Annotated in this window: 17 protein-coding genes; 8 read left to right on the forward strand and 9 right to left on the reverse strand. The window is 63.3% G+C overall.

What is annotated here, in order from left to right; translation table 11 throughout:
- Position 1: 1 nt before the first annotated feature.
- From EU811_RS08215 to EU811_RS08225, 3 genes are read right to left on the reverse strand one after another with little or no spacing between them, the layout of a single operon-like run.
- Positions 2-1,264 carry a DUF6986 family protein gene (locus EU811_RS08215; RefSeq protein WP_142937990.1) on the reverse strand — a complete coding sequence of 421 codons (1,263 nt, stop codon included), beginning with the start codon at positions 1,262-1,264 and terminating at the stop codon, positions 2-4.
- Positions 1,264-2,862 (reverse strand): malate synthase A, encoded by a 1,599-nt coding sequence (gene aceB, locus EU811_RS08220; protein WP_142937991.1) that lies wholly within the window; start codon positions 2,860-2,862, stop codon positions 1,264-1,266. The genes EU811_RS08215 and aceB overlap by 1 nt, the downstream gene beginning before the upstream one ends.
- Before the next feature lie 34 nt (positions 2,863-2,896).
- A complete protein-coding gene (locus EU811_RS08225) occupies positions 2,897-4,297 on the reverse strand; it encodes an NAD-dependent malic enzyme (RefSeq protein ID WP_142937992.1) in 1,401 nt (466 codons plus the stop codon).
- 220 nt (positions 4,298-4,517) lie between these two features.
- Here EU811_RS08225 and EU811_RS08230 point away from each other — a divergent pair, with 220 nt between their 5' ends.
- Positions 4,518-5,273 (forward strand): IclR family transcriptional regulator, encoded by a 756-nt coding sequence (locus EU811_RS08230; RefSeq protein WP_142937993.1) that lies wholly within the window; start codon positions 4,518-4,520, stop codon positions 5,271-5,273.
- Between the two features lie 209 nt (positions 5,274-5,482).
- Here the strand turns inward: EU811_RS08230 and EU811_RS08235 are convergent, their stop codons facing one another.
- Positions 5,483-7,000, reverse strand: a complete 1,518-nt coding sequence (locus tag EU811_RS08235) for a nucleobase:cation symporter-2 family protein (RefSeq protein ID WP_187697098.1) — start codon at positions 6,998-7,000, stop codon at positions 5,483-5,485.
- A 176-nt stretch (positions 7,001-7,176) separates the two neighbouring features.
- Complete coding sequence (gene pucL / locus EU811_RS08240) at positions 7,177-8,091, reverse strand: factor-independent urate hydroxylase (RefSeq protein ID WP_187697099.1); 915 nt, start codon at positions 8,089-8,091, stop codon at positions 7,177-7,179.
- Between the two features lie 370 nt (positions 8,092-8,461).
- Between pucL and EU811_RS23790 the strand changes: the two genes are divergently transcribed.
- Positions 8,462-8,638 carry a hypothetical protein gene (locus tag EU811_RS23790; protein ID WP_014922716.1) on the forward strand — a complete coding sequence of 59 codons (177 nt, stop codon included), beginning with the start codon at positions 8,462-8,464 and terminating at the stop codon, positions 8,636-8,638.
- Positions 8,639-8,820: 182 nt separating this feature from the next.
- On the opposite strand, the gene EU811_RS08245 is transcribed toward EU811_RS23790, so the two are convergent.
- The gene (locus EU811_RS08245) at positions 8,821-9,750 is read right to left on the reverse strand and encodes a type IV toxin-antitoxin system AbiEi family antitoxin domain-containing protein (RefSeq protein WP_142937995.1); all 930 of its coding nucleotides are present in this window, start codon (positions 9,748-9,750) and stop codon (positions 8,821-8,823) included.
- Between the two features lie 153 nt (positions 9,751-9,903).
- Positions 9,904-11,250, reverse strand: coding sequence for an 8-oxoguanine deaminase (locus EU811_RS08250; protein ID WP_142937996.1), 1,347 nt, complete (start codon positions 11,248-11,250; stop codon positions 9,904-9,906).
- Positions 11,251-11,662: 412 nt separating this feature from the next.
- Between EU811_RS08250 and EU811_RS08255 the strand changes: the two genes are divergently transcribed.
- The 5 genes from EU811_RS08255 to EU811_RS08275 all read left to right on the forward strand — a co-directional run bounded on the left by EU811_RS08255 (position 11,663) and on the right by EU811_RS08275 (position 19,067).
- Positions 11,663-12,157 carry a nucleoside deaminase gene (locus tag EU811_RS08255; RefSeq protein ID WP_142937997.1) on the forward strand — a complete coding sequence of 165 codons (495 nt, stop codon included), beginning with the start codon at positions 11,663-11,665 and terminating at the stop codon, positions 12,155-12,157.
- Positions 12,158-12,172: 15 nt separating this feature from the next.
- A complete protein-coding gene (locus tag EU811_RS08260; RefSeq protein WP_238703346.1) occupies positions 12,173-13,729 on the forward strand; it encodes an NCS2 family permease in 1,557 nt (518 codons plus the stop codon).
- 346 nt (positions 13,730-14,075) lie between these two features.
- A complete protein-coding gene (locus tag EU811_RS08265) occupies positions 14,076-15,305 on the forward strand; it encodes an XdhC family protein (protein WP_142937999.1) in 1,230 nt (409 codons plus the stop codon).
- Positions 15,296-16,234: an FAD binding domain-containing protein gene (locus EU811_RS08270; protein ID WP_142938000.1), complete on the forward strand. Its 939-nt coding sequence runs from the start codon at positions 15,296-15,298 to the stop codon at positions 16,232-16,234. The genes EU811_RS08265 and EU811_RS08270 overlap by 10 nt, the downstream gene beginning before the upstream one ends.
- Positions 16,224-19,067: a molybdopterin-dependent oxidoreductase gene (locus EU811_RS08275; protein WP_142938001.1), complete on the forward strand. Its 2,844-nt coding sequence runs from the start codon at positions 16,224-16,226 to the stop codon at positions 19,065-19,067. The genes EU811_RS08270 and EU811_RS08275 overlap by 11 nt, the downstream gene beginning before the upstream one ends.
- Positions 19,068-19,115: 48 nt before the next feature.
- Here the strand turns inward: EU811_RS08275 and EU811_RS08280 are convergent, their stop codons facing one another.
- Complete coding sequence (locus EU811_RS08280) at positions 19,116-19,583, reverse strand: GNAT family N-acetyltransferase (RefSeq protein WP_142938002.1); 468 nt, start codon at positions 19,581-19,583, stop codon at positions 19,116-19,118.
- 19 nt (positions 19,584-19,602) lie between these two features.
- Entirely contained in the window at positions 19,603-20,241 is a 639-nt protein-coding gene (gene nboR, locus EU811_RS08285; protein WP_142938003.1) for a nicotine blue oxidoreductase, read from the reverse strand.
- Between the two features lie 161 nt (positions 20,242-20,402).
- Here nboR and EU811_RS08290 point away from each other — a divergent pair, with 161 nt between their 5' ends.
- Positions 20,403-20,594: a YegP family protein gene (locus tag EU811_RS08290; protein ID WP_044569301.1), complete on the forward strand. Its 192-nt coding sequence runs from the start codon at positions 20,403-20,405 to the stop codon at positions 20,592-20,594.
- Positions 20,595-20,813 lie beyond the last annotated feature (219 nt).

The following is a 20,813-nucleotide window of genomic DNA, read 5'->3' on the forward strand; positions in this document are numbered from 1 at the left end:
ATCAGTGGGAAGTCGGTTGTGCGAGCCGCGGGTGCGCCAGCGCGGTCAGCTGTGAAAGTTCGACGCCGGCAAGCGCCTTGACCTCGTCGGTCCCCACCGCGCCACACTGGACACCGCGGAGGACGAAGCCGGCCAACGCGCGGGCCGTGGCGGGCTCGTCCATGACGCCGCCTTCTGTGCGCTCCACGTAGTTGCGGAGGCGCAGGGCCGCGGCGGGCAAGCCTTCGCGGTAGAAAGCGTACGACGCCGAGAAGCGGCTGGGCAGCTGCGCGGCGTGGAGGTCCCAGCCCTGGTAGTAGCCGTTTTCCAGTGAGCGGCGGACCAAGCGGCCATGCAGCTTCCAGGCGTCTTCAACAGCGTCACCCACGGGGATGATGTTGGTGGAACCGTCGGACAGGCGGATGCCCGTGCCGGCGACAGCGAGCTGCATGACCTGCTTGGCGAAGTCGGCCACTGGGTGCTCCATGGACTGGTATTCCGCGGAAATTCCGAGCGAAGCGCTGTAGTCGTAGGTCCCGTAGTGCAGGGCGCTGATGCGGCCCGGAACCACGTGGGGGAGCTGCGCCACGGGAGAGTTCCCGTCTGCGCCGATGATGAGCTGCGGCGTTTCCACCTGCACCTCAAAACGGAGCCGGCCAGCGGGGAGTCCCAGGACTTCCTCAAGGCGGGACACTGCGAAGTCCATGGCCTGCACCTGGGCCACGGTGGTGACCTTGGGCAAGGTAAGGATCAGCCCTGCGGGGAGCTCCCCGGCGGCAGCCAACGTGGAGACGAAGAGGTCCAGCGTCCGCAGGCCACGGGCCCGAGTGGGGGCTTCGAAGCACTTGAAGCGGATGCCGATGAACGGCGGAGCTGTTCCGGCCGCAACTGCAGCGGCAACAGCCTGGGCGGCAGCAACGGCGTCGGCGTCTTCTGCCTCGTCGCCGCGGTCACCGTAGCCGTCTTCGAAGTCCAAACGCAGGTCCTCGATCGGTTCGGCAGAAAGCTTCGCAGCTACACGCTCCGCAACAGCAATTGCGAGGTCTGGCTCCTGGCCCAACAGCTGACCGAGCTTTTCCAGGCCACCGTGGGCCTCCGCCGTCGTCAGCGCCTGCTTGCCCCAGTCCGCCACGAAGGTGGGCGTGAAGCGGTCTGCCGGGATGTAGACGGTGTGGATGGGCTGGCGCGAGCCGTCGTCGCCGGGGTAATTGCGGTCCAGCAACTGGTCGGTCGCTTCAAGCTGCGACTCGATGTGGGCCAGGTCTGCGGGCGTCAAGGAACTCATCAGCCCACCAACTCATACGCCGGCGTGGTGAGGAAGTCCGTGTAATCGTCGGACAAGCAGATGTCCTCGATCAGCTTGGACGCAGGCTCGTAGTACTTTGCGAAGTTTTCGTCGCCGAATTCTATGCGTAGGCGTTCGGTTTCCTCGCCCAGGATCCTGGTCACCAATTCGCGGGTAACAGTGTTGCCTGTGTCCGCCAGGATGGACTTGTTCCGCAGCTGCTGCCATACCTGCGAGCGGGAGATCTCCGCCGTCGCGGCGTCTTCCATCAGGTTGTGGATGGCAACTGCGCCGCTGCCGGAAATCCACACACCGGTGTAGGCGACCGCGACGTACAGGTTCAGGCGCAGGCCTGCCTCGGTGACGGTGCCGCCGGCGGAGGCGACGTCGATCAGCTGCTCAGCGGTGACGTTCACCTCGGGGCGCTGCTTGTCCAGCTGGTTGGGTCGGTCGCCCAGCACGGAGTCGAACACTTCGCGACAGGTGGGGACCAGGTCCGGGTGGGCAACCCAGGAGCCGTCGAAGCCATCGTTTGCTTCGCGGGTCTTGTCGGCGCGGACCTTGTCGAAGGCTGCGGCGGTGACATCCGGCTGCTTGCGGTTGGGGATGACGGCGGCCATGCCACCCATGGCGAAGGCGCCGCGCTTGTGGCAGGTCTTGACCAGGAGTTCGGTGTAGGCGCGCATGAACGGTGCCGTCATGGCCACGGTGGCGCGATCCGGGAGCACGAACTCTTCGCCGGCATCACGGAAGTACTTGATGATGCTGAAGAGGTAGTCCCAGCGGCCGGCGTTCAGGCCGCTTGCGTGGTCACGCAGTTCGTACAGGATCTCGTCCATTTCGAACGCTGCCGGGATGGTCTCGATCAGCACGGTGGCGCGGACGCTGCCCTGGGGAACGCCGAGGTAGTCCTGTGCGAACACGAAGACGTCATTCCACAAGCGGGCCTCAAGGTGGCTCTCCATCTTGGGGAGGTAGTAGTACGGGCCGTGACCGTTTTCCAGCAACTGCTTGGCGATGTGGAAGAAGTGCAGGCCGAAGTCCACCAGCGCGCCCACGGCGGGTTCGCCGTCCAGCAGTATGTGGCTTTCCTCCATGTGCCAGCCGCGGGGGCGGGCCACCACAACTGCCAGGGGAGCGTCCGTGCGGAGACGGTACTCCTTGCCCTCGGGGGAGGTGAAGCTCAAAGTGCCCCGGGCGGCGTCGCGGAGGTTGAGGATGGCGTCGATGACGTTGGGCCACGTGGGCGTGCTGGCGTCTTCGAGGTCAGCCAGCCACACCTTGGCGCCGGAGTTCAGCGCGTTGATGGCCATCTTGGCCGGGGTGGCCGGTCCCGTCATCTCAACACGGCGGTCCTGCAAAGCTGCCGGTGCTTCGGCAACCTTCCAGTCGCCGTCGCGGATGTCCTGGGTCTCCGGGAGGAAATCAAGGCGGGAGGTGTCCGCGACCTGCTGGCGCTTGGCCTTGCGGGCCTGCAGAAGGTCATTGCGGGTGCCGGCAAAGCGGGTGTGCAGTTCTTCGATGAAGGCCAGTGCCTCCGGGGTGAGGATCTCCTCGGCGCGATCGATCGGCCGGGGATCAGTGACTGTAATAGCCATGTGAGCGGATTCCTTTTTCTAGGGTGCGCTGGTGCTACAGCGCGCTGGCGGCGTTTGCGTGCGCGGCGGCTGCCACCGCAGCAGCAACATCGGCAGCAACATGGGGATCGAAGACGCTGGGGATAATGTAACTCGCGTTGAGCTCATCGTCAGCCACCCGGTTGGCAATTGCTTCGGCGGCGGCCACCAGCATGTTCGGGGTGATGTCCGAGGCCCCTGCGTCCAGCAGCCCGCGGAAGAAGCCGGGGAATGCCAGCACGTTGTTGATCTGGTTGGGGAAGTCGCTGCGGCCGGTAGCAACCACGGCTGCGTGCTTGGACGCTACAACGGGGTCAATTTCCGGGGTCGGGTTGGCCATGGCGAACACAATTGCGTCCTCGGCCATGGAAGCAACCTGCTCTTCGCCGATCACGTGCGGGGCGCTGACGCCGATGAACACGTCCGCACCCTTGAGGGCGTCGTGCAGGCTTCCGGAGAAGCCTTCTTCGTTGGTGTTCGCGGCGATCCAGCTGCGGTGCTCGTCGCCGTATTCTTCGCCGGAGTGGATGGCGCCGGAGCGGCCGGCGGCGATGATGTGCTGCGCGCCCTGGGCCTTGAGGAGCTGGATGATGGCCGAGCCGGCAGCGCCGACGCCCGACACCACGATCTTCACCTCGGAGAGCTTCTTGTCCACAACCCGCAGGGCGTTGACCAGGGCAGCGAGCGTGACGATCGCGGTGCCGTGCTGGTCATCGTGGAACACCGGGATGTCCAGTTCTTCGCGGAGGCGGTTCTCGATCTCAAAGCAGCGCGGTGCGGCGATGTCTTCGAGGTTGATGCCACCGTAGACCGGGGCCATGGCCTTGGCGATCATGATGATTTCCTCGGTGTCCTGGGTATCCAGGCAGACCGGCCAGGCGTCAACGTTGGCGAACTGCTTGAACAGTGCGGCCTTGCCTTCCATCACGGGAAGGGCTGCGGCGGGGCCGATGTTGCCCAGGCCCAGGACGGCCGAACCGTCCGTGAGGACGGCGATGGTGTTGCGCTTGACCGTCAGGTTGCGGGCGGCGGCCGGGTCTTCAGCGATCGCCATGCAAACGCGGGCGACGCCGGGAGTGTAGGCACGCGAGAGGTCGTCGCGGTTGCGCAGGGCTACTTTGGGGACGACCTCGAGCTTACCGCCGAGGTGCATGAGGAAGGTGCGGTCCGAAACGTGCTGGACCGTGACGCCGTCGAGTGCGTTCAAAGCGTCCTTCACGCGGGCTGCGTGGTCGTCATCGGTGGTGTTGCACGTGACGTCAACAACGATCTTCTCGTGGTGGGATTCCGTGACGTCCAGCGCGGTGATTGCTGCACCGGCGGCGCCGACTGCTGCGGCAAGTTCGCTGGTTGCGGTGAAGCTCGACGGTGCGGCGACGCGCAGGGTGATCGAGTTTCCGGGGCTCGGATTCGCCATTGAAATTCCTCCTGTTAGGCCCGTTCCCGGGCCGCCGTTCCAACTGAATGTTTTCGTATTATGGATATTATTATCTACAAAGTGGAAACACAACCCCCTGCTTGGTCATGTTCGGTGTCATCGCGCAGCTTGCACGCGTGCTGTATGTTGGGTGTTCTAAGCAATTCTTTTCACGATGCGGATAAGAGTTGTCGGAATCTGAGTCATTGGAGACAAGGGAATGGCTGAAAAAGCCTCCGGAGGCGTGCAGTCCGTTGAGCGCGTCTTTGAACTGCTGGAACTGATCACGGACGCGGGCGGAGACGTCACGTTGAGCGAACTCTCGTCGTCCACTGACCTGCCCCTGCCTACCATCCATCGCCTTTTGCGGACCCTGGTGTCCCTTGGCTACATCCGGCAGCTGCCCAACCGCCGCTACGCCCTGGGCCCGCGGCTCATCCGCCTCGGCGAAGGAGCCAGCAAGCAACTCGGCGCCGTGGCCCGTCCGCAGCTCAAGACCCTGGTGGAGCGGCTGGGCGAGACGTCCAACATGGCCGTCCTGGACTCGGACATGGTCATTTACGTGGCACAGGTCCCGTCCATGCACTCCATGCGCATGTTCACCGAGGTTGGCCGGCGCGCCCACACGCACGACACCGGCGTGGGTAAAGCAATTCTCGCCCAGCTGGATGACGAAGTGGTCCGTGGCATCGTGGCCCGCACCGGCATGCCCACTCCCACGGCCAAGAGCATCGGTGACATCGACTCCCTGCTCGCAGACCTGGCACTGATCCGTGAGCGTGGGTACTCCATCGACGAGGAAGAGCAGGAACTGGGCGTCCGGTGCTTCGCCATGGCCGTTCCCAACGCACCCACGCCGACGGCGATCTCCGTCTCGGGCCCGATCACACGCGTTGACCAGAGCTTCGCAGACCGCGCCGTGCCCATGCTGCGCGAGGCTGCCCTGGCGATCTCCGCGGAGCTCAACCAAAACTAACCCCCGCCTCCCGCGCGCGGAATGGCAAAAGATGGCAACGTTTCCCAGAAACATTGCCATCTTTTGTCGTTTCGGCGAGGTCCTGGAGCGGGCTAGTGGCCAAGCCGCAAAGGCGAGAGCCGCCGTCGTACATTCCATGCAAAGGCGACAACAGGCGGCAGTGTCCCCCAAGGAAAACACTGCCGCCTGCTGTCATCTGCGGAAGGGTGCTAGTGCTCAGAAGCGCTGGACGTCTTGAGCGGGACTTCCTTGCCGTCGGCGTCAATCAGCTTGCCGTTCTCAAAGCGGTCGCCTTCGCTGAGGCACTTGATGTCCTCTTCGCTGACAACGCGGTCAGTGCCCGCCACAAACACCGACTGGTTGTCCGAGTTGCCGGCCTTGAAGTGGTTGAAGAGGATGTTCAGCAGGATGGCCATGACGGCAGCCGAGCTGATGCCGGAGTGGAAGATCGTGGCGAACCAGGAGGGGAACTGGTCGTAGAACTTCGGGGCGGCGATCGGGATCATGCCGAAGCCAATCGAGGCCGCCACGATGATCAGGTTCATGTTGTTCTTGTACTCAACCTTGGCCAGGGTACGGATACCGCTGGCGGCCACCGTACCGAAGAGCACGACGCCGGCGCCGCCCAGGACGGGCGTCGGAACCGCTGCGACTACTCGCCCAAGAATCGGCAGGAGACCGAGGATCACCAGGATGAGGCCGCCGGCACTGACCACGAAGCGGCTCTTGATGCCCGTGATGGCCACGAGGCCGACGTTCTGGGCGAAGGCACTCTGCGTGAAGGAGTTGAACAGCGGGGAGATGGCGCTGGAGAGCATGTCTGCGCGGAGGCCGTCGCCGATGCGGCGTGAATCAACCTTGGTGTCCACGATCTCGCCCACTGCGATGATGTCTGCCGAGGTTTCGGTGAGGGTCACCAGGATGACGATGAGCATGGAGATGATCGCGGCGATTTCAAACGTGGGAGCACCGAATGCGAACGGGGTGGGGAATGCGACGATGTCGCCCTGGCCAACCTTGGAGAAGTCAGCCATGCCCGCAATCAACGCGATGATGGTGCCGATGACCATGGCCAGCAGGATGGAGAGCCGGGAGATGGCGGCGTTGCCAACCTTGCTCAGGAGCAGGACAACACCCATGGTTGCTGCGGCCAGGCCGATGTTGGCCATGCTGCCGTAGTTGTCGGCCTTGGCGTTGCCACCCATGGCCCAGTTCGCGGCCACCGGCATCAGGGTGAGCCCGATGGTGGTGATGACTGTGCCGGTAACAACGGGCGGGAAGAATTTGATGATCTTGGAGAACAGGGGTGTGATTGCCAGGCCAATCAACGAGGCAACAATCACTGATCCGAACACCGCCTGGATCCCGCCGCCACCTTGGACAATCGCCACCATGGTGGAGACTCCGGCGAAGGACACGCCCTGGACCAACGGCAGTTGCGAGCCGAACCACGGGATGCCCACCGTTTGCAGGATGGTGGCCAGGCCGCCAACGAACAAACAGGCAGCGATCAACAGGCCGATGTCCTGTGAGTTCATGCCGGCCGCCGCGCCGATGATCAGGGGCGGGGCAATGATTCCGCCATACATGGTGAGGACGTGCTGGAAGCCGTAAGCGAAGGTGCTTCCGATGGAGAGTCGCTTGTCCTCGGGCCGCTCGGGTCGTCCTGCGCGTTCTGCGCGGGACGAGGTGGTATTCGCGGGGCGGGACTTCTTCTTGATGTTCATGGCAGACTTTCTGGGTTCATGGCAGACGTCTTCGTCTGGCTAACTGTGTCTGGCTAACAAATCTTTGGTTTTTGGGGTTGGCATTGTGTGCAGGTCCGGCCTTTACGGGGCGCCGTTGGGGGGACCTGCACACAAACCCTTGAGATGGTGCGGCTTAGTCCGCGTTTGGTGCGGGTTTAGCAGAAGCCGGCGATGCCGCTCCATGCCACCGGTGCAGCCTCGATGTTCTCGCGCTGGACCGTGGCTTCGATGAGGCCGTACGGGCGATCCGCGGCGAAGAAGACCTCGTTGGGGTTGTCCAGGCCGAACGGGCTCAGGTCAACCAGGAAGTGGTGCTTGTTGGGCATGGAGAACTTGATCTCATCCACTTCGCTGTGTGCTTCCAGGACCTTCTTGCCCATGTCGAACAGCGTCTGCTGCAGTGCGTGGGAGTAGTTCTCGGTGAAGCCTTCAAGCAGGAGTGCCTTGATGTCCTCGTAGCTCTTGTTGAAGTCCGTGCCGGCGAAGTCCAGGTTGGTGTTGTAGCGCCAGCGGGCGGATACATCGGTGGCCAGGATGCGGTCGGTGGTCTCCGGCAGGGTGGTGTACTTGTCGCGCGGGTAGCCGACAAAACCGGACTGCGTGGTCTTCAGGACGGTCAGGTCCTTGAGGCCGCTGATGACGTGCGTGGTTGCGCCATCACGGACGACGACGGCGGTACGCACCTCTTGCCCGTTGCGGACGAAGCTGTGGTCGTGTCCCTCGCCGTGGGCCTGGATGCGATCCCAGCTGTAGGCTTCGGCTTCCCAGCGGCCACCGGTAACCCAGTCGAATCCGCCGGTGAAGTGGTCTGCGAGGCGAAGCAGGAAGGACTCGGGTGAGCCGATGCCTTCACGGGCGAAGGCGTAAACCGTGTTCTTCTGGGTGTCGGTGGCAACGACGTGGCCGTTGTCGCCTTCGAGGTGGGCCGCCTGGAAGTCACCGCGCAGCTGCGAGGTGACGTTCAAATCTTCGATGTGGTGGCGGTCGGTATCCCGGGTGACCTTGACGACGCGGACTTCTGCTTTGCCGTACTGGTTTTCGCCGAGGACGATGTTGTTGCTCATGGTCATATCCCAACTTCTGTGAGGTGGAACCTACGTTCCATCAATGAAATTAAGCGCGTGTTTCCACTGCGTTTCTGGTGGAGCTGACCCAACAAAAAAGAGCCAGCATCCATGGATGCCAGCTCATTACGACCCTGCCTGCTGCTCTCAGGTTACGTGACCTACGCCACGAACTCATTCGAGAGTAGCGCACTATTTCGTCCTGTGTATACGGGTTCCCGGGGATCGTTATGAACCATCCAAATGTGACCGGGGCAACTCGGTATGGCTTCTCGGGGGTCTTGACGGCTCGTTTCCCGACTGCCTAGACTTTCCACATAACAATAAAAGTTTTCCGAAGAGCGGAAACTGGGTGCATGAGAAAGAGGAGGAACAGATGGACTCGAAGGATACGAACAACGTCGTGGAATTCCCGGCGCCGGGTCAGGAGCTGTACCTGCCTTTCGGTGCGACAGATCCGGACTTCTACATTCCGGCCGACTGCGACCGCAAAGCCGGCGGGTTCTCCCGTTGGCTGCGCGCGCTCCCTGTGTTCGGTCGGCAGCGCCCTTAGGCACTTAGGGGCGCGGACTCTGCGCAACAGAGCCAAAGAGGCGGGCGATACCTGGGGAGGTATCGCCCGCCTTTCCGCATGCTGCCTGCCCCGCCTCCGCTCCGCCGCCCGTTTCGACCCTTCGCTGCGTAGGGTGCCGTGCGCGACATCGAGTGCGCAGCGAGCCCACGAATTGGGTGGCCCTATTCCTGGAGAGCGCGCAGGAGTCGAACCTTGAACTCGTGCTCGCGGAAAAGGTCCTGCCACGTGATCCGGATGAACCTCCAGCCGAGTTCCATGAGGGCCTTTTCGCGCTGGCGTTCCCGGTAGATCACTTCGCCGGTGGGGGCGTAGTCGAAGTACTTGACCTTCCCGTCAAACTCCAACGCCAACCTCTTCGCGCGCCACGCGAAGTCCAGGCGGTGTTTGCCCTTCTTGGTTGTTACCTCAACTTGCAGCTCAGGCATGGCGATTCCCAGCCGTAGGATCAGCTCACGGGTAAGCGTTTCACCTGGTGATTCCGATTTTTGATCGGCATTCTCCAGAGCCCTTCGAAGATTAATGACGCCATTCCGCCCACCCAGGCTGTGGCACATGTCCTGCAAAACAAGGGCGTTGGCACCCATCCTGAGCGCGTGGTCCACCACGATGAGGCATTGCTTGAAGTTGAGCATGAGGCAACAGTCCACGACGGTTCGTTCCAGGGACGTGCATGGCATGCCCTGCACGGTTTCCACCTCTGAGGGACTCAAGGCCCGCGTGTGTGGAATAACATCAACGCCGTGCGAAGTGCGGGATGGGGTTGTCACGGTGTTGATGTGTACGCGGTCATCCACATCCCACAGGAACAAGCCGTGGAGGCGGGCGGCGGAGGTGTGGCTGTAGACAAAGCCGCCGGCCGCCGTCGTTAGTGTTCCGTGGGCATGTGCGGCAATCAGCTGACGGCTTCGAATCCAGGGTTTCTGCGCCTCCCAGGTGCTGCCGCGGATGTAACAGCCTCGGCGAAGCCGGACCAAAACTCCGCTCCGCACCAAGGCTGCAATTTTCCGATCATTGAATCCGGCAGCGTGAAGTTCTTCTGTTCGCCACAGATTCATACCTTCAGGGAGTTTGCGCTGGGTAATCCTCGTCATCTGACCAGCCTCGAAGGTGCGCGGCTCGGGGAAAAGGATCCAATTGCCCTATGTGGAAAACGCCCGATTCGTGGAATCGCTGCGTACTGTGCCGAACGCACGGCACGGTACGCAGCGAACCATCGAATTGGGCGAGGCCTCAGCGCCCCGGGGCTACCCCGCCACGAGCTTCCGGGCCGCGGCCGAGTGCTCAGCGATCAGCCCGGCCACGTCCAGCCCGGGAATCGCGCCATCAACCACCCGCCAAACACCCCCAACCATCACACGATCAGCACGGTCAGCCCCGCAGAGCAACAACGCAGCTACGGGATCGTGGCTGCCGGAGAAACGCAGCTCGTCCGGCTTGAACAGGGCGAGGTCTGCTTGGAAACCCGGAGCCAACTGGCCGATATCAGACCGGCCCAGAACCGCAGCCGACCCACGCGTGGCCCACCCCAGTGCACGTTCCACGGGAACGGATGCGCCATACCGCAAGCGCTGCAAATACAGGGCCTGCCTGGCTTCAAGGATCATGTTGGAAGCGTCATTGGACGCCGAACCATCCACTCCCAGCCCCACGGGAACACCCGCAGCCTCGAGTTCCAGGACCCGCGCGGTGCCGGATGCCAGGCGCATGTTCGACGTCGGGCAGTGGGACACCGCTGTTCCGGCAGCACCCAACCGCGCAATTTCTTCGTCGTTGAAGTGGATGCCGTGACCCAGCCAGGTACGTGAACCCAACCAGCCCACGGACTCCAGGTAATCCACGGTCCGCAGCCCAAACATGGACTGGCAGAAGTCTTCCTCGTCGATCGTTTCGGCAAGGTGAGTGTGGAGCCGGACGTCGAACCGTTCAGCCATGGCAGCGCTTTCGGCCATGATTTCCTTGGTCACCGAGAAGGGTGAACACGGGGCAAGGGCGATTTGCACAACAGCGCCATCACCGGTCTCGTGATACTTGCGAATCAGCCGTTCGCTGTCCGCAAGGATCGCCTCAGGTGACTGGACCGTGGTCCTGGGCGGCAGCCCGCCGTCGTCCTCTCCCAAGGTCATGGAGCCGCGGGTCAGCGTGGCCCGCATTCCCATGGCCCGGACTGCGGCCACTTCGATGTCGATTGCGTCTTCCATGCCGTTGGGGAAGAGGTAGTGGTGGTCGGCGGCGGTGGTGCAGCCCGAAAGCAGCAATTCCGCCAGCGCAACCTGCACAGCGAGCTCGAGGCTTCGAGGCGTCAACCGGGCCCACACGGGGTACAGGTTCTGCAGCCAGGGGAACAGGGGCGCGTTGGCCACGGGACCCCAGGCGCGGGTGAGGGTTTGGTAGAAGTGGTGGTGCGTGTTGATGAGCCCGGGCAGCACCACGTGGGCGGAGGCATCGAAGACGGTGCAGGGCGCGGACGGCTGCCCGCCCGAAGGCACCAGCTCAATGATGGTGCCAGCGTCTGAGACCACCAGGCCGCCGCCGGCGTCGTGGTCATTTGCGGTGAAGATACCCAGCGGGTTCTTGATCCAAAGAGGGGTCATTACAGGTTCCTTGTCTGGTCGGCATGTATGCGTTCCAGCTCAGTTAGGCCCTGTCTGCTGATCCAGGTTGCCGGACCGTCAGAACGCGGCCCAGTCCGAAAAGCGTAAAATGCTCGACGACGGCAGTCAACGCTTGCGGGCGGGCTGCGGTCATATTTGGGCACCAGGACCGCAGAGTAAGTTATTTCGCATGACGAAATTAAGTTTTCAAAAAACTATGGCGCGGCTCACAAACCTGGTGCTACGCTCTAACTGCCAAAGGCGGGCACCCGGACCTCGGGAAGCTATCTACCAGGCGCAACTTAACCTTCATCGCACATGCTGAAGCCTGGTAACCAAGCTATCTGGAGCTCATCTCTGTAGCGCCCCCAAACAGGTCACCTGGCTTCCTCAGCACTAAGGAAGTCGCAACATGAGTACAACCGTCACGGCCGAGCAATTCCTGGCCACATCCATTGAGCTGGCAACAGCCAATGTCCTCAACAGTGGGGGCCCCTTCGGCGCCGTCATTGTCACCGCGGACGGACGAGCCTTCGAAGGCGTCAACCGCGTCACCGCCACGAACGATCCCACCGCACACGCAGAAGTCACGGCAATCCGCAACGCCTGCCGCGAACTGGGAACCTTCGATCTCAGCGGAGCAACCCTCTACACCAGCTGCGAGCCATGCCCCATGTGCCTGGCCTCCGCACTCTGGGCACGCGTGGACCGCGTGTTCTTTGCCGCAGACCGTCACGACGCCGCATCCGTTGGCTTCGATGACGCAGTCTTCTACGAATACTTCGAGAACGACAACCGGGACGCGCTGATGCCGGTAGCCAAACTGGAACTGGGCGACCCCCAGGCTCCGGAGGCCCTCCAGCCGTTCACCACATGGAACACGCTTGATTCCAGGATTGACTACTAGGGCCCGGTGGCTGACATGACAATCCTGGACAATTCAGCTGAGAAGCAGGCTGCACTCTTTCCCCAGGGAGATGGCGCAGAGCCCACAGCTGCAAAGCACACGGCAACCGGCCTGGCGGATGGCAACAAGAAGCCTCCGGTGTCGAACTCCTTCCTGGATAAGTTCTTCCAGATCTCCAAGCGTGGCTCCACGTTGGCCCGCGAATTCCGCGGCGGCTTGGTCACCTTCTTCACCATGGCGTACATCGTCATCCTCAATCCGCTCATCCTGGGTGGTTTCTCGGCAGACAACGCCCCTGTGGACGTTGCCGGGGGGTGGCTGTCGGCTGCGCAAGTAGGCGCCGTCACCGGCCTGACTGCCGGCGTCATGACCATCGTTTTCGGATTGGTGGCCAACCTGCCGTTCGGCCTTGCCGCCGGCCTGGGCATCAACTCGTTCCTCGCCGTCGCGGTCATTCAGGAAGTCACGTGGCCCGAAGCCATGGGCCTGGTGGTTATCAACGGCATCCTGATCGTCATCTTCGGTGCCACCGGAGCCCGGACGGCGATCTTCAAGGCAGTCCCCAAGGAGCTCAAGGCCGCCATCACCGTTGGCATCGGCCTGTTCATTGCCTTCATTGGCTTCGTGGACTCCGGCTTTGTCCGCGCCACCACAGGCGGACCGCCGGTTCAGCTGGGGGACAACGGCTCCATCACGTCCATCCCCACCCTCGTCTTCATTGTTGGACTGCTGACCATGGGCATCCTCGTGGCACGCAAAATCCAGGGCGGCCTGCTGATCGGCATCGTCGCCACCACTGTCCTCGCCGCTGTAGCCGAGGCCGTGTTCCGGATTGGTCCCGGAAGCGCCCAGAACCCCGGCGGCTGGCACCTGAATGTCCCCATCCTGTCCAGCCAGCTGGTTTCGGTCCCGGATCTGAGCCTGGTAGGCCAGTTCGATCTGTTCGGCTCCTTCGCCAGGATCGGCGGATTGGCGGCCACCATGTTGGTCTTCACTTTGGTGTTCACCAACTTCTTCGACGCCATGGGCACCATGACGGGCCTGGCCAAGAGCGCTGGCGTGGCACACAAGGACGGTACGTTCCCCAAGCTGAAGTCGGCCTTCATTGTTGAAGGCATGGGCGCAGTGGTGGGCGGCGCAACGTCCGGTTCGTCCAACACCGTGTACATCGACTCGGCGGCGGGCATCGGCGAAGGCGCACGCACCGGCCTGGCCTCAGTGGTCACCGGCTTGCTGTTCCTGGGTTCCATGTTCTTCACACCGCTCACCTCCGTGGTTCCGCTGGAAGTTGCAGCTGCAGCCCTGGTGGTAGTGGGTGCCATGATGATGGCCCAGATCCGGGAGATCAAGTTCACCAAGTTCTCCATCGCACTCCCGGCGTTCCTGACCATCGTGACCATGCCCCTGACGTACTCCATCGCCAACGGCATCGGTGTCGGCTTCATCTCCTTCGCCGTCATTAGCGCGGCGTCGGGCAAGGCCAAGAAGGTCCACCCGCTGATGTGGGTTGTCACGGCGGGCTTCATCATCTACTTCGCCCGGGGCCCCATCAACGCCCTGATGGGCGTCTAACCAGGAGCCGCACCCCGCGCCGGCGGGCACCATTCCGGCACTCTGATCGACGGTCCGCCGGTACCCACCGCACGAATAGGCGTCCGCCGTCGTGGTCCTTCCCGCCTTTACGGACTGGAAAAGGCACGACGGCGGGCGGCGGCTGGTTACCGCGCGCTCCGTCAGGGAACGGGGGCAGGGAGATGAAGCCCTTGCCCCCGTTCCTATGAACTCTTGCTGATTGAACTTTTGCTGATTACCTGCGACTACCCCTCAACATCCTCTGTCAATGAGAATATGAGGCAAGATCGCGCACTGCTCCGGACGGGCCACCCCGCCGGGACACCTGGAATAAGGATGTGTTGCCATGCTGGATCTGATGCCTTCACTGGGCAGCTGGCGGCCTGCGGTCTCCGGCCAATTGTGTGCTGTGGCCACGATCGTAGGGACCGGCGGCTCCGTGCCGAGGCCCCTGGGGACTTCCATGATGGTCTCCGAAGACGGCGAAATCCTGGGCAACTTGTCCGGAGGTTGCGTGGAAGGCGCCGTGGTGGAGGCGGCCTTGGAAGCAATGCGCGACGGCGGCCCTCGCCTTGAGTCTTTTGGCTACAGTTCCGAGGACGCGTTCGCCGTTGGACTCACCTGTGGAGGGGAACTGGAAGTCCACATCCAGCCGCTCATGGCTGGATCGCCCGAACTTTCCGTGTTTGCTGAAGCGAAGCGTCCAGCGGCCCTGATCCGCCGGCTCGATGCTGATGGCGGAGTCATGGTGGTCCATGATCCTGTCCGGTTCCGCGCCATGGAATCCGAGGAACTCGCCAAATTGCTGGGCGACCACCCCTCCACACTTTTCGCCGCTGCTGCCCAGCTGGAGCCGCTGCTCCAAGGCGGCCGTGCCGGCCTGGTTCGCTTGGCACCGCCGGAGGGGTGCATCGATGGCTGGATGACCACCGAAAGGCTGGCCATGCCTCCACAGGAAGAAGCCCAGCCGGAGCCCATCACGCTGTTTGTCGAAAGCCGTTTGCCGGCAGCACGGATGCTCATCTTCGGTGCCAACGACTTCAGCGCAGCCCTTCTGCCTGCCGGGCAGCTCCTCGGCTACAACGTCACCCTTTGCGACGCCCGGCCTGCCTTCTCGACGCAGAGCCGCTTTGCAGCAGCAGAGCAGGTGGTCACCGAGTGGCCGCACCGCTACCTCGAATCGGAGGCAGCGGCAGGACGCATCGATGCCCGCACGGTGGTGTGCATCCTGACCCACGACCCCAAGTTCGATGTCCCTTTGCTCCAAAGTGCCCTCCGGTTGAGGCTGGCATATGTTGGGGCAATGGGCTCGCGGCGCAGCCACCGCCAACGGATCGACGCCTTGCTTGAGGCAGGCACGCCGTTGGAGTCCCTGGAACGGCTGCACTCGCCCATCGGCCTGAACCTCGGCGCCGTGACTCCTGCCGAAGTCGCCGTGTCCATCACGGCAGAAATCATCGCCCACCGCGGTGCCGGCGGACAAACCAGCACCCCCGGGTTTCCTTCCCTCAGGGACAGCACCGGCCCGATTCATCCAGCACCTCAACACCTCACTCAGGAGGACCCATGGACATGAACACGATCGAGGCCGTGGTCCCCACCACGGACCCGGCACAGTGGCGCGACGGCGACGCCTGGCTCGCCGGAGGAACGGTCCTCTTCTCCTACGGCAGCAACGTCCTGAAGCGGCTCCTTGACCTCGGCCAAGCAGAATGGCCCACTATCACTTTCACTGACCAGGGCGTCGAACTGGCCGCCACCTGCACTGTCGCGGAGCTCTACGCCCTGCCGCTGGCCGCGGAAGCAGCCAACCGTGAATGGCCCGGACTGGCACTGATCCGCCCGTGCTGCGACTCGTTCGTGGCCTCGTTCAAGATCTGGAACATGTCCACCGTGGGTGGCAACATTTGCACCGGCCTGCCGGCGGGGCCAATGACCTCACTCTGCGCAGGCCTGGACGGCGTCGCCACCATCCTCAGCCCGGACGGCAGCAGCCGGGATGTTCCGGTGGCGGATGTCGTCACCGGGGATATGCAGACTCTCCTGGCACCGGGGGAACTGCTCCGCAGCATCCATCTTCCCGCGTCCGCATTGTCCGCCCGCGTCGCTTTCCGGCGTTTATCGCTTAGCAACCTTGGCCGTTCCGGTGTGCTCCTGATCGGGCGGCTCGATCCCGACGGCGCCCTGGTCATCACCGTCACCGCGTCCACTAAACGGCCTGTGCAACTGAGGTTCCCCGCAGGTCAGGTTCCTGACGCCGGGACGCTGGCTGACGCCGTCGGCGATTCCATTCCGTGGCCGCTGTACCACGACGACATCCACGGGCTCCCTGCCTGGCGGCGGGACATGACGTTCAAGCTTGCCGAGGAGATCAGGGCGGAGCTGCTGGGCGAGTCCATGAGCGTGTCCGGTGATTTTTGGCCGCCGCATAACACCTCGCCCCAGCTGTCCACCCAGCCCACCACATCAAGCACCCAGCAGAAGGAGGCCCCGAATGGCAATTGAGATCAACGGAACTGCCTCGCAGGCCACCCCCCGCCCCGGCCAGTGCTTGCGCACGTTCCTCCGCGAAGAGGGCAATTTTGGCGTCAAGAAAGGCTGCGACGGCGGTGACTGCGGTGCGTGCACCGTGCACGTTGACGGCATGCCCGTCCACAGCTGCATTTACCCTGCTGTCCGTGCCGAGGGCAAAGCGGTCACCACCATCGAGGGCCTCGCCTCCGCTGATGGGCTGCACCCTGTGCAGGAGCAGTTCCTGGAGGCCCAGGGGTTCCAGTGCGGTTTCTGCACCGCCGGCATGATGATGACCGCTGCAACGTTCGACGACGAGCAGCGCGCCAACCTGCCCCGCAACCTCAAGGGCAATCTGTGCCGCTGCACCGGCTACCGCTCCATCGCGGACGCGGTCTGTGGCCACGGCAGCGATCACCAGCACGACGCCGGTGCGGACGTTTCGGGGGCCCAGACAGTTTCGGGGGCGCATTCCGTGTCGGGTACTCAGCCGCCAGTCGCTGTAGAAGCGACGCCGGGCCAGCTCGGCGACAACGTTCCGGCACCCGCCGGCCAGGCGATCGTCACCGGAACTGCCCGTTACACCCTTGATGTTCCGGCTGAGCAACTTCCGGGCTTGCTGCACATGAAGTTGCTGCGTTCGCCGCACCCGCATGCCCGGATCGTGTCCATCGACAAAGCGCCTGCTCTGGCAGTTCCCGGCGTCGTGGCGGTCTTCACTTATGAGGATGCTCCGCAGCTTCTGTTCTCCACAGCCCAACACGAGAATTACACGGACGACCCCGACGACACCCGTGTGCTGGACAACGTGGTGCGGTTCATCGGGCAACGGGTTGCAGCGGTGGTGGCTGAGTCCGTGGGCGCAGCCGAGGCTGGTGCGCGGGCCTTGGAAGTGCAGTACGAACTCCTGGAACCGGTGTTCACTCCGCAGGAAGCCATCCTCCCCGGCGCCCCGGCGATTCACGGTGAAAAGGACGGCGTCTTCTCCCGGATTTCCCGCCCGCATCACAACGTAGTGGCCGAGGTCCACGCCGAACTGGGTAGCGTGGCCGACGGCTTCGCGGCTGCCGACTTTATCCACGAGCACACCTACAAGACGCAGCGGGTCCAGCACGTGGCCATGGAAACCCACGCGTCCATTGCCTGGCTTGATGAGGATGGCCGCTTGATGATCCGGTCCTCCACGCAGGTTCCCTTCCTGGTGAAGAGGACCCTGAGCCGGGTGTTCAACCTGGCGCCGGAGACCATCCGCGTAGTTGCCGGCAGGGTTGGCGGCGGATTCGGCGGAAAACAGGAAGTCCTCACTGAGGATCTTGTAGCCCTCGCGGCCCTGGCCCTTCGCAGGCCGGTGCAGTTGGAGTTCACCCGCACGGAGCAGTTCACGTCAACCACCACCCGGCACCCCTTCACCATCAAGCTCAAGGCCGGCGCCAGCCGCGATGGGTATCTCACAGCGCTCCAGCTGGACGTCCTTACCAACACCGGCGCCTACGGAAACCACGCTCCCGGTGTGATGTTCCACGGCTGTGGAGAATCGCTGGCCGTCTACAAGTGTGTGAACAAGAAGGTTGACGCCCACGCGGTCTACACCAACACCGTCCCAGCAGGTGCTTTCAGGGGCTATGGGTTGAGCCAGATGATCTTCGCGATCGAGTCGGCCATTGACGAACTCGCCATCGGCATCGGCATGGATCCGCTCGAGTTCCGGCTCAAGAACATGGTTCGGCCCGGCGATCACATGCTCTCCACAACACCCGAGCCCGAGGAAGACGTCCACTACGGCAGCTACGGCCTGGACCAGTGCGTGGCGTTGGTCCGGGACGCGCTGGACCGTGGCAAGGAACGCTACCGCGCCGCGGGCTTGGATGATCTGGGGCCGGACTGGGTGGTGGGGGAGGGCTCGGCCTTGTCCATGATCGACACCGTCCCGCCCCGCGGCCACTTCGCCCACACCCGGGTGAGCCTGGAAGCGGACGGAAGGTTCGCCGTCGACGTCGGTACTGCCGAATTCGGGAACGGCACCACAACTGTTCATGCGCAACTGGCTGCCACCGCGCTGGCCACGACCGCGTCCAAAGTGACCGTGCGTCAGTCGGATACCGACCTCGTGGAGCACGACACCGGTGCGTTCGGTTCAGCCGGAACCGTGGTGGCCGGGAAGGCGACGCTCGGGGCGGCGCTGGAACTTGCCACCCGGATCCAGACGGTTGCCGCTTCGCTGACCGGAGCGGCCTTGACGGATTGCCGTTTGGTGGATGGCGCCGTTGAATGCGGCGATCGGGTGTTGTCTCTGACGGAAATCGTTGACGCCGCCCGGTTGCAGGGCGTTCGACTCGCCACGGACGGCAACTGGGGAGGGACGCCGCGATCGGTCGCGTTCAACGTCCATGGCTTCAGGGTTGCTGTTAACACGGGAACCGGTGAGCTGCGGATCCTGCAAAGCGTCCAGGCCGCCGATGCCGGTGTTGTGGTGAATCCGCGGCAGTGCCGCGGCCAGATCGAGGGCGGCATTGCGCAGGCGCTCGGCGCGGTGCTGTACGAGGAAGTGAAAGTGGACGACGCCGGACGCGTCACCACGGACATCCTGCGGCAATATCACATTCCGTCGTTCGCGGACGTGCCCCGGAGCGAGGTCTACTTCGCAACCACTAACGACTCCACCGGCCCTCTGGGTGCAAAGTCCATGAGTGAGAGCCCGTTCAACCCCGTGGCACCCGCGCTGGCCAACGCGATTCGCAACGCAACGGGGATCCGCTTCGGCGAGCTGCCCATTGCGCGGGACAAGATCTACCTTGCGCTCCGCGACCGCACCCTCATCCCCAACTGACTCGCATTAGTGGTTGTTCCCAGCCTTGGGAACAACCACTTATGCCAGCTACTTGGGGGAGACGGTGAGCTCCATGAACACGCTGTTGGGATCCAGGGTGTAGTCCCCGAACGGCGGGCACTCCGTAAATCCGTGCCGGGCATATAGCCTGCGGGCAGGAGCAAAGTAGTCTTCCGTTCCTGTCTCCAGGCTCACGCGCTCGTAGCCCCGCCGGGCCGCCTCGGCCACAATGTGCTCAAGCATCAGCGTGGCCACACCACGTCCGCGGGCTCTGGCGGTGGTGCGCATGGACTTGATCTCGGCATGCCCGGCGGACAGCATCTTCAACGCCCCACATCCCAGCAGAACCCGGTCCTCGCGTGCAGTCCAGAACGTGATCGACTCGTGCGACAACGCCGAATGGTCCAGGGCATGAACACTCTCCGCAGGGGAGGTGGCGAACATATCGGCCAAGTGCTCGCTCAGGAGCTGATGGACATCAGGGCGCGCGAGATCATCAGTTTCGATGCGGATCATGCCCCTAACTTACCCGCCTCTACCCGTCCAAAAGATGCAGTTGATCCTTGGTGTCCAGGTCTTCGCCGGAGCAGAGGTCGCTGCAGTCCACCAAGTCCACCAGGCCGGGATGCGCCTTGAGGAAGGAGCGCGCACCCGTGTCACCATTCGCGGCTGCGGCCGCTTCGGAGCGAAGTCCGACGTCGATAATCACCGGGTGCCTGCGTTTCAGGTGGCCGTGCTCATCAGGGTATGCGGCTGCGGTGACCCGGCCGGGACGGTGGCTGCCCAGCAGCCTGCTCACCGCCGTCGGGGTTAACCCGGGCTGGTCCACCAGCGCCACCATGATGCTGTTGCCTGGCGTGGCCGCGTCAATGCCGGCGCGGAAGGAACCGGCCATTCCTTTGGCCCAGTTCTGGTTCTCCACCACCGTATGAGTGCCCAAATCGGTGCTCCGCCGGACGTGGTCGGCCTCCGCGCCGAGCACCACCACAACTTCGCGGCAGCCGCCGTCGAACAGGGTGTCGGCCAAGACTTCCACCAAAGTCCTGCCCCGGAAGGGGAGCAGCGCCTTGGGGCCACGGCCCAGCCGTGTTCCGGCGCCTGCAGCGAGGAGCACGCCCGTGGTGGGGGCCGTGCCGGTGTCAGTCATATCCTCACGATACGCGCGGCGGTCCATGCGGTCTCTAGCTCCTAGGGGTTGTTTCCAAGAGATCTACCAAAATCGGTTGTAGATTACCGATCAGTAGGGCTTTTGGTCGCCAGAAATGGCCGATATGGTCTTTGAGGGAGTTATGAAGTCAGCTCGGTACGCAATGTCGCGTGAAAGAACAGGGGAACATGGCTGGCAGTTTTGAAATTCTCAAGGCAGGAACCAACTCATTCCGGTTCCGGCTGACCGCGGAGGATGGAACGGTTGTGGCAGTGTCGCCACAGTTCCCGAATCTGAAAGCTGTAGTGGCTGGTATCAACGCAGTTCGCGAGAACGCGGCAACCGGCTTCGTGGTTGATAGAAGGAACCTGGGCACCTGAGCCCGTTTCCGCAAAACCCGTTCAACCACAAATTGGCGGCAGTGTTCTTCACGAACACTGCCGCCAATTGTGTTGTGCGGGCTGTTTAGGCGTCGCCGCCTGCTCCGCCGGTAGTACCGGCGTTCACGTCCAGCAACTTGTAGCGGTCAATGGCGTACGACGGCGCGCCCTCCTCTACCTCGCCCCTCGCCGCCAGCAACTGGAGGGTTTTGGCGACGA

Origin of the sequence: Arthrobacter sp. TS-15 (assembly GCF_006964045.1) — a bacterium.
GTDB lineage: Bacteria > Actinomycetota > Actinomycetes > Actinomycetales > Micrococcaceae > Arthrobacter.

Excerpts from the sequence above, each read along its gene's own strand:
- EU811_RS08255 (WP_142937997.1), top strand. The coding sequence starts at position 11,663 with ATGAGTACAACCGTCACGGCCGAGCAATTCCTGGCCACATCCATTGAG.
- EU811_RS08230 (WP_142937993.1), top strand. The coding sequence starts at position 4,518 with ATGGCTGAAAAAGCCTCCGGAGGCGTGCAGTCCGTTGAGCGCGTCTTT.
- nboR (WP_142938003.1), bottom strand. The coding sequence starts at position 20,241 with ATGGACCGCCGCGCGTATCGTGAGGATATGACTGACACCGGCACGGCC.
- EU811_RS08265 (WP_142937999.1), top strand. The coding sequence starts at position 14,076 with ATGCTGGATCTGATGCCTTCACTGGGCAGCTGGCGGCCTGCGGTCTCC.
- EU811_RS08270 (WP_142938000.1), top strand. The coding sequence starts at position 15,296 with ATGGACATGAACACGATCGAGGCCGTGGTCCCCACCACGGACCCGGCA.
- EU811_RS08290 (WP_044569301.1), top strand. The coding sequence starts at position 20,403 with ATGGCTGGCAGTTTTGAAATTCTCAAGGCAGGAACCAACTCATTCCGG.
- EU811_RS08245 (WP_142937995.1), bottom strand. The coding sequence starts at position 9,750 with ATGACGAGGATTACCCAGCGCAAACTCCCTGAAGGTATGAATCTGTGG.
- EU811_RS08215 (WP_142937990.1), bottom strand. The coding sequence starts at position 1,264 with ATGAGTTCCTTGACGCCCGCAGACCTGGCCCACATCGAGTCGCAGCTT.
- EU811_RS08235 (WP_187697098.1), bottom strand. The coding sequence starts at position 7,000 with ATGAACATCAAGAAGAAGTCCCGCCCCGCGAATACCACCTCGTCCCGC.
- EU811_RS08250 (WP_142937996.1), bottom strand. The coding sequence starts at position 11,250 with ATGACCCCTCTTTGGATCAAGAACCCGCTGGGTATCTTCACCGCAAAT.
- EU811_RS08260 (WP_238703346.1), top strand. The coding sequence starts at position 12,173 with ATGACAATCCTGGACAATTCAGCTGAGAAGCAGGCTGCACTCTTTCCC.
- EU811_RS23790 (WP_014922716.1), top strand. The coding sequence starts at position 8,462 with ATGGACTCGAAGGATACGAACAACGTCGTGGAATTCCCGGCGCCGGGT.
- pucL (WP_187697099.1), bottom strand. The coding sequence starts at position 8,091 with ATGACCATGAGCAACAACATCGTCCTCGGCGAAAACCAGTACGGCAAA.
- EU811_RS08275 (WP_142938001.1), top strand. The coding sequence starts at position 16,224 with ATGGCAATTGAGATCAACGGAACTGCCTCGCAGGCCACCCCCCGCCCC.
- EU811_RS08280 (WP_142938002.1), bottom strand. The coding sequence starts at position 19,583 with ATGATCCGCATCGAAACTGATGATCTCGCGCGCCCTGATGTCCATCAG.
- aceB (WP_142937991.1), bottom strand. The coding sequence starts at position 2,862 with ATGGCTATTACAGTCACTGATCCCCGGCCGATCGATCGCGCCGAGGAG.
- EU811_RS08225 (WP_142937992.1), bottom strand. The coding sequence starts at position 4,297 with ATGGCGAATCCGAGCCCCGGAAACTCGATCACCCTGCGCGTCGCCGCA.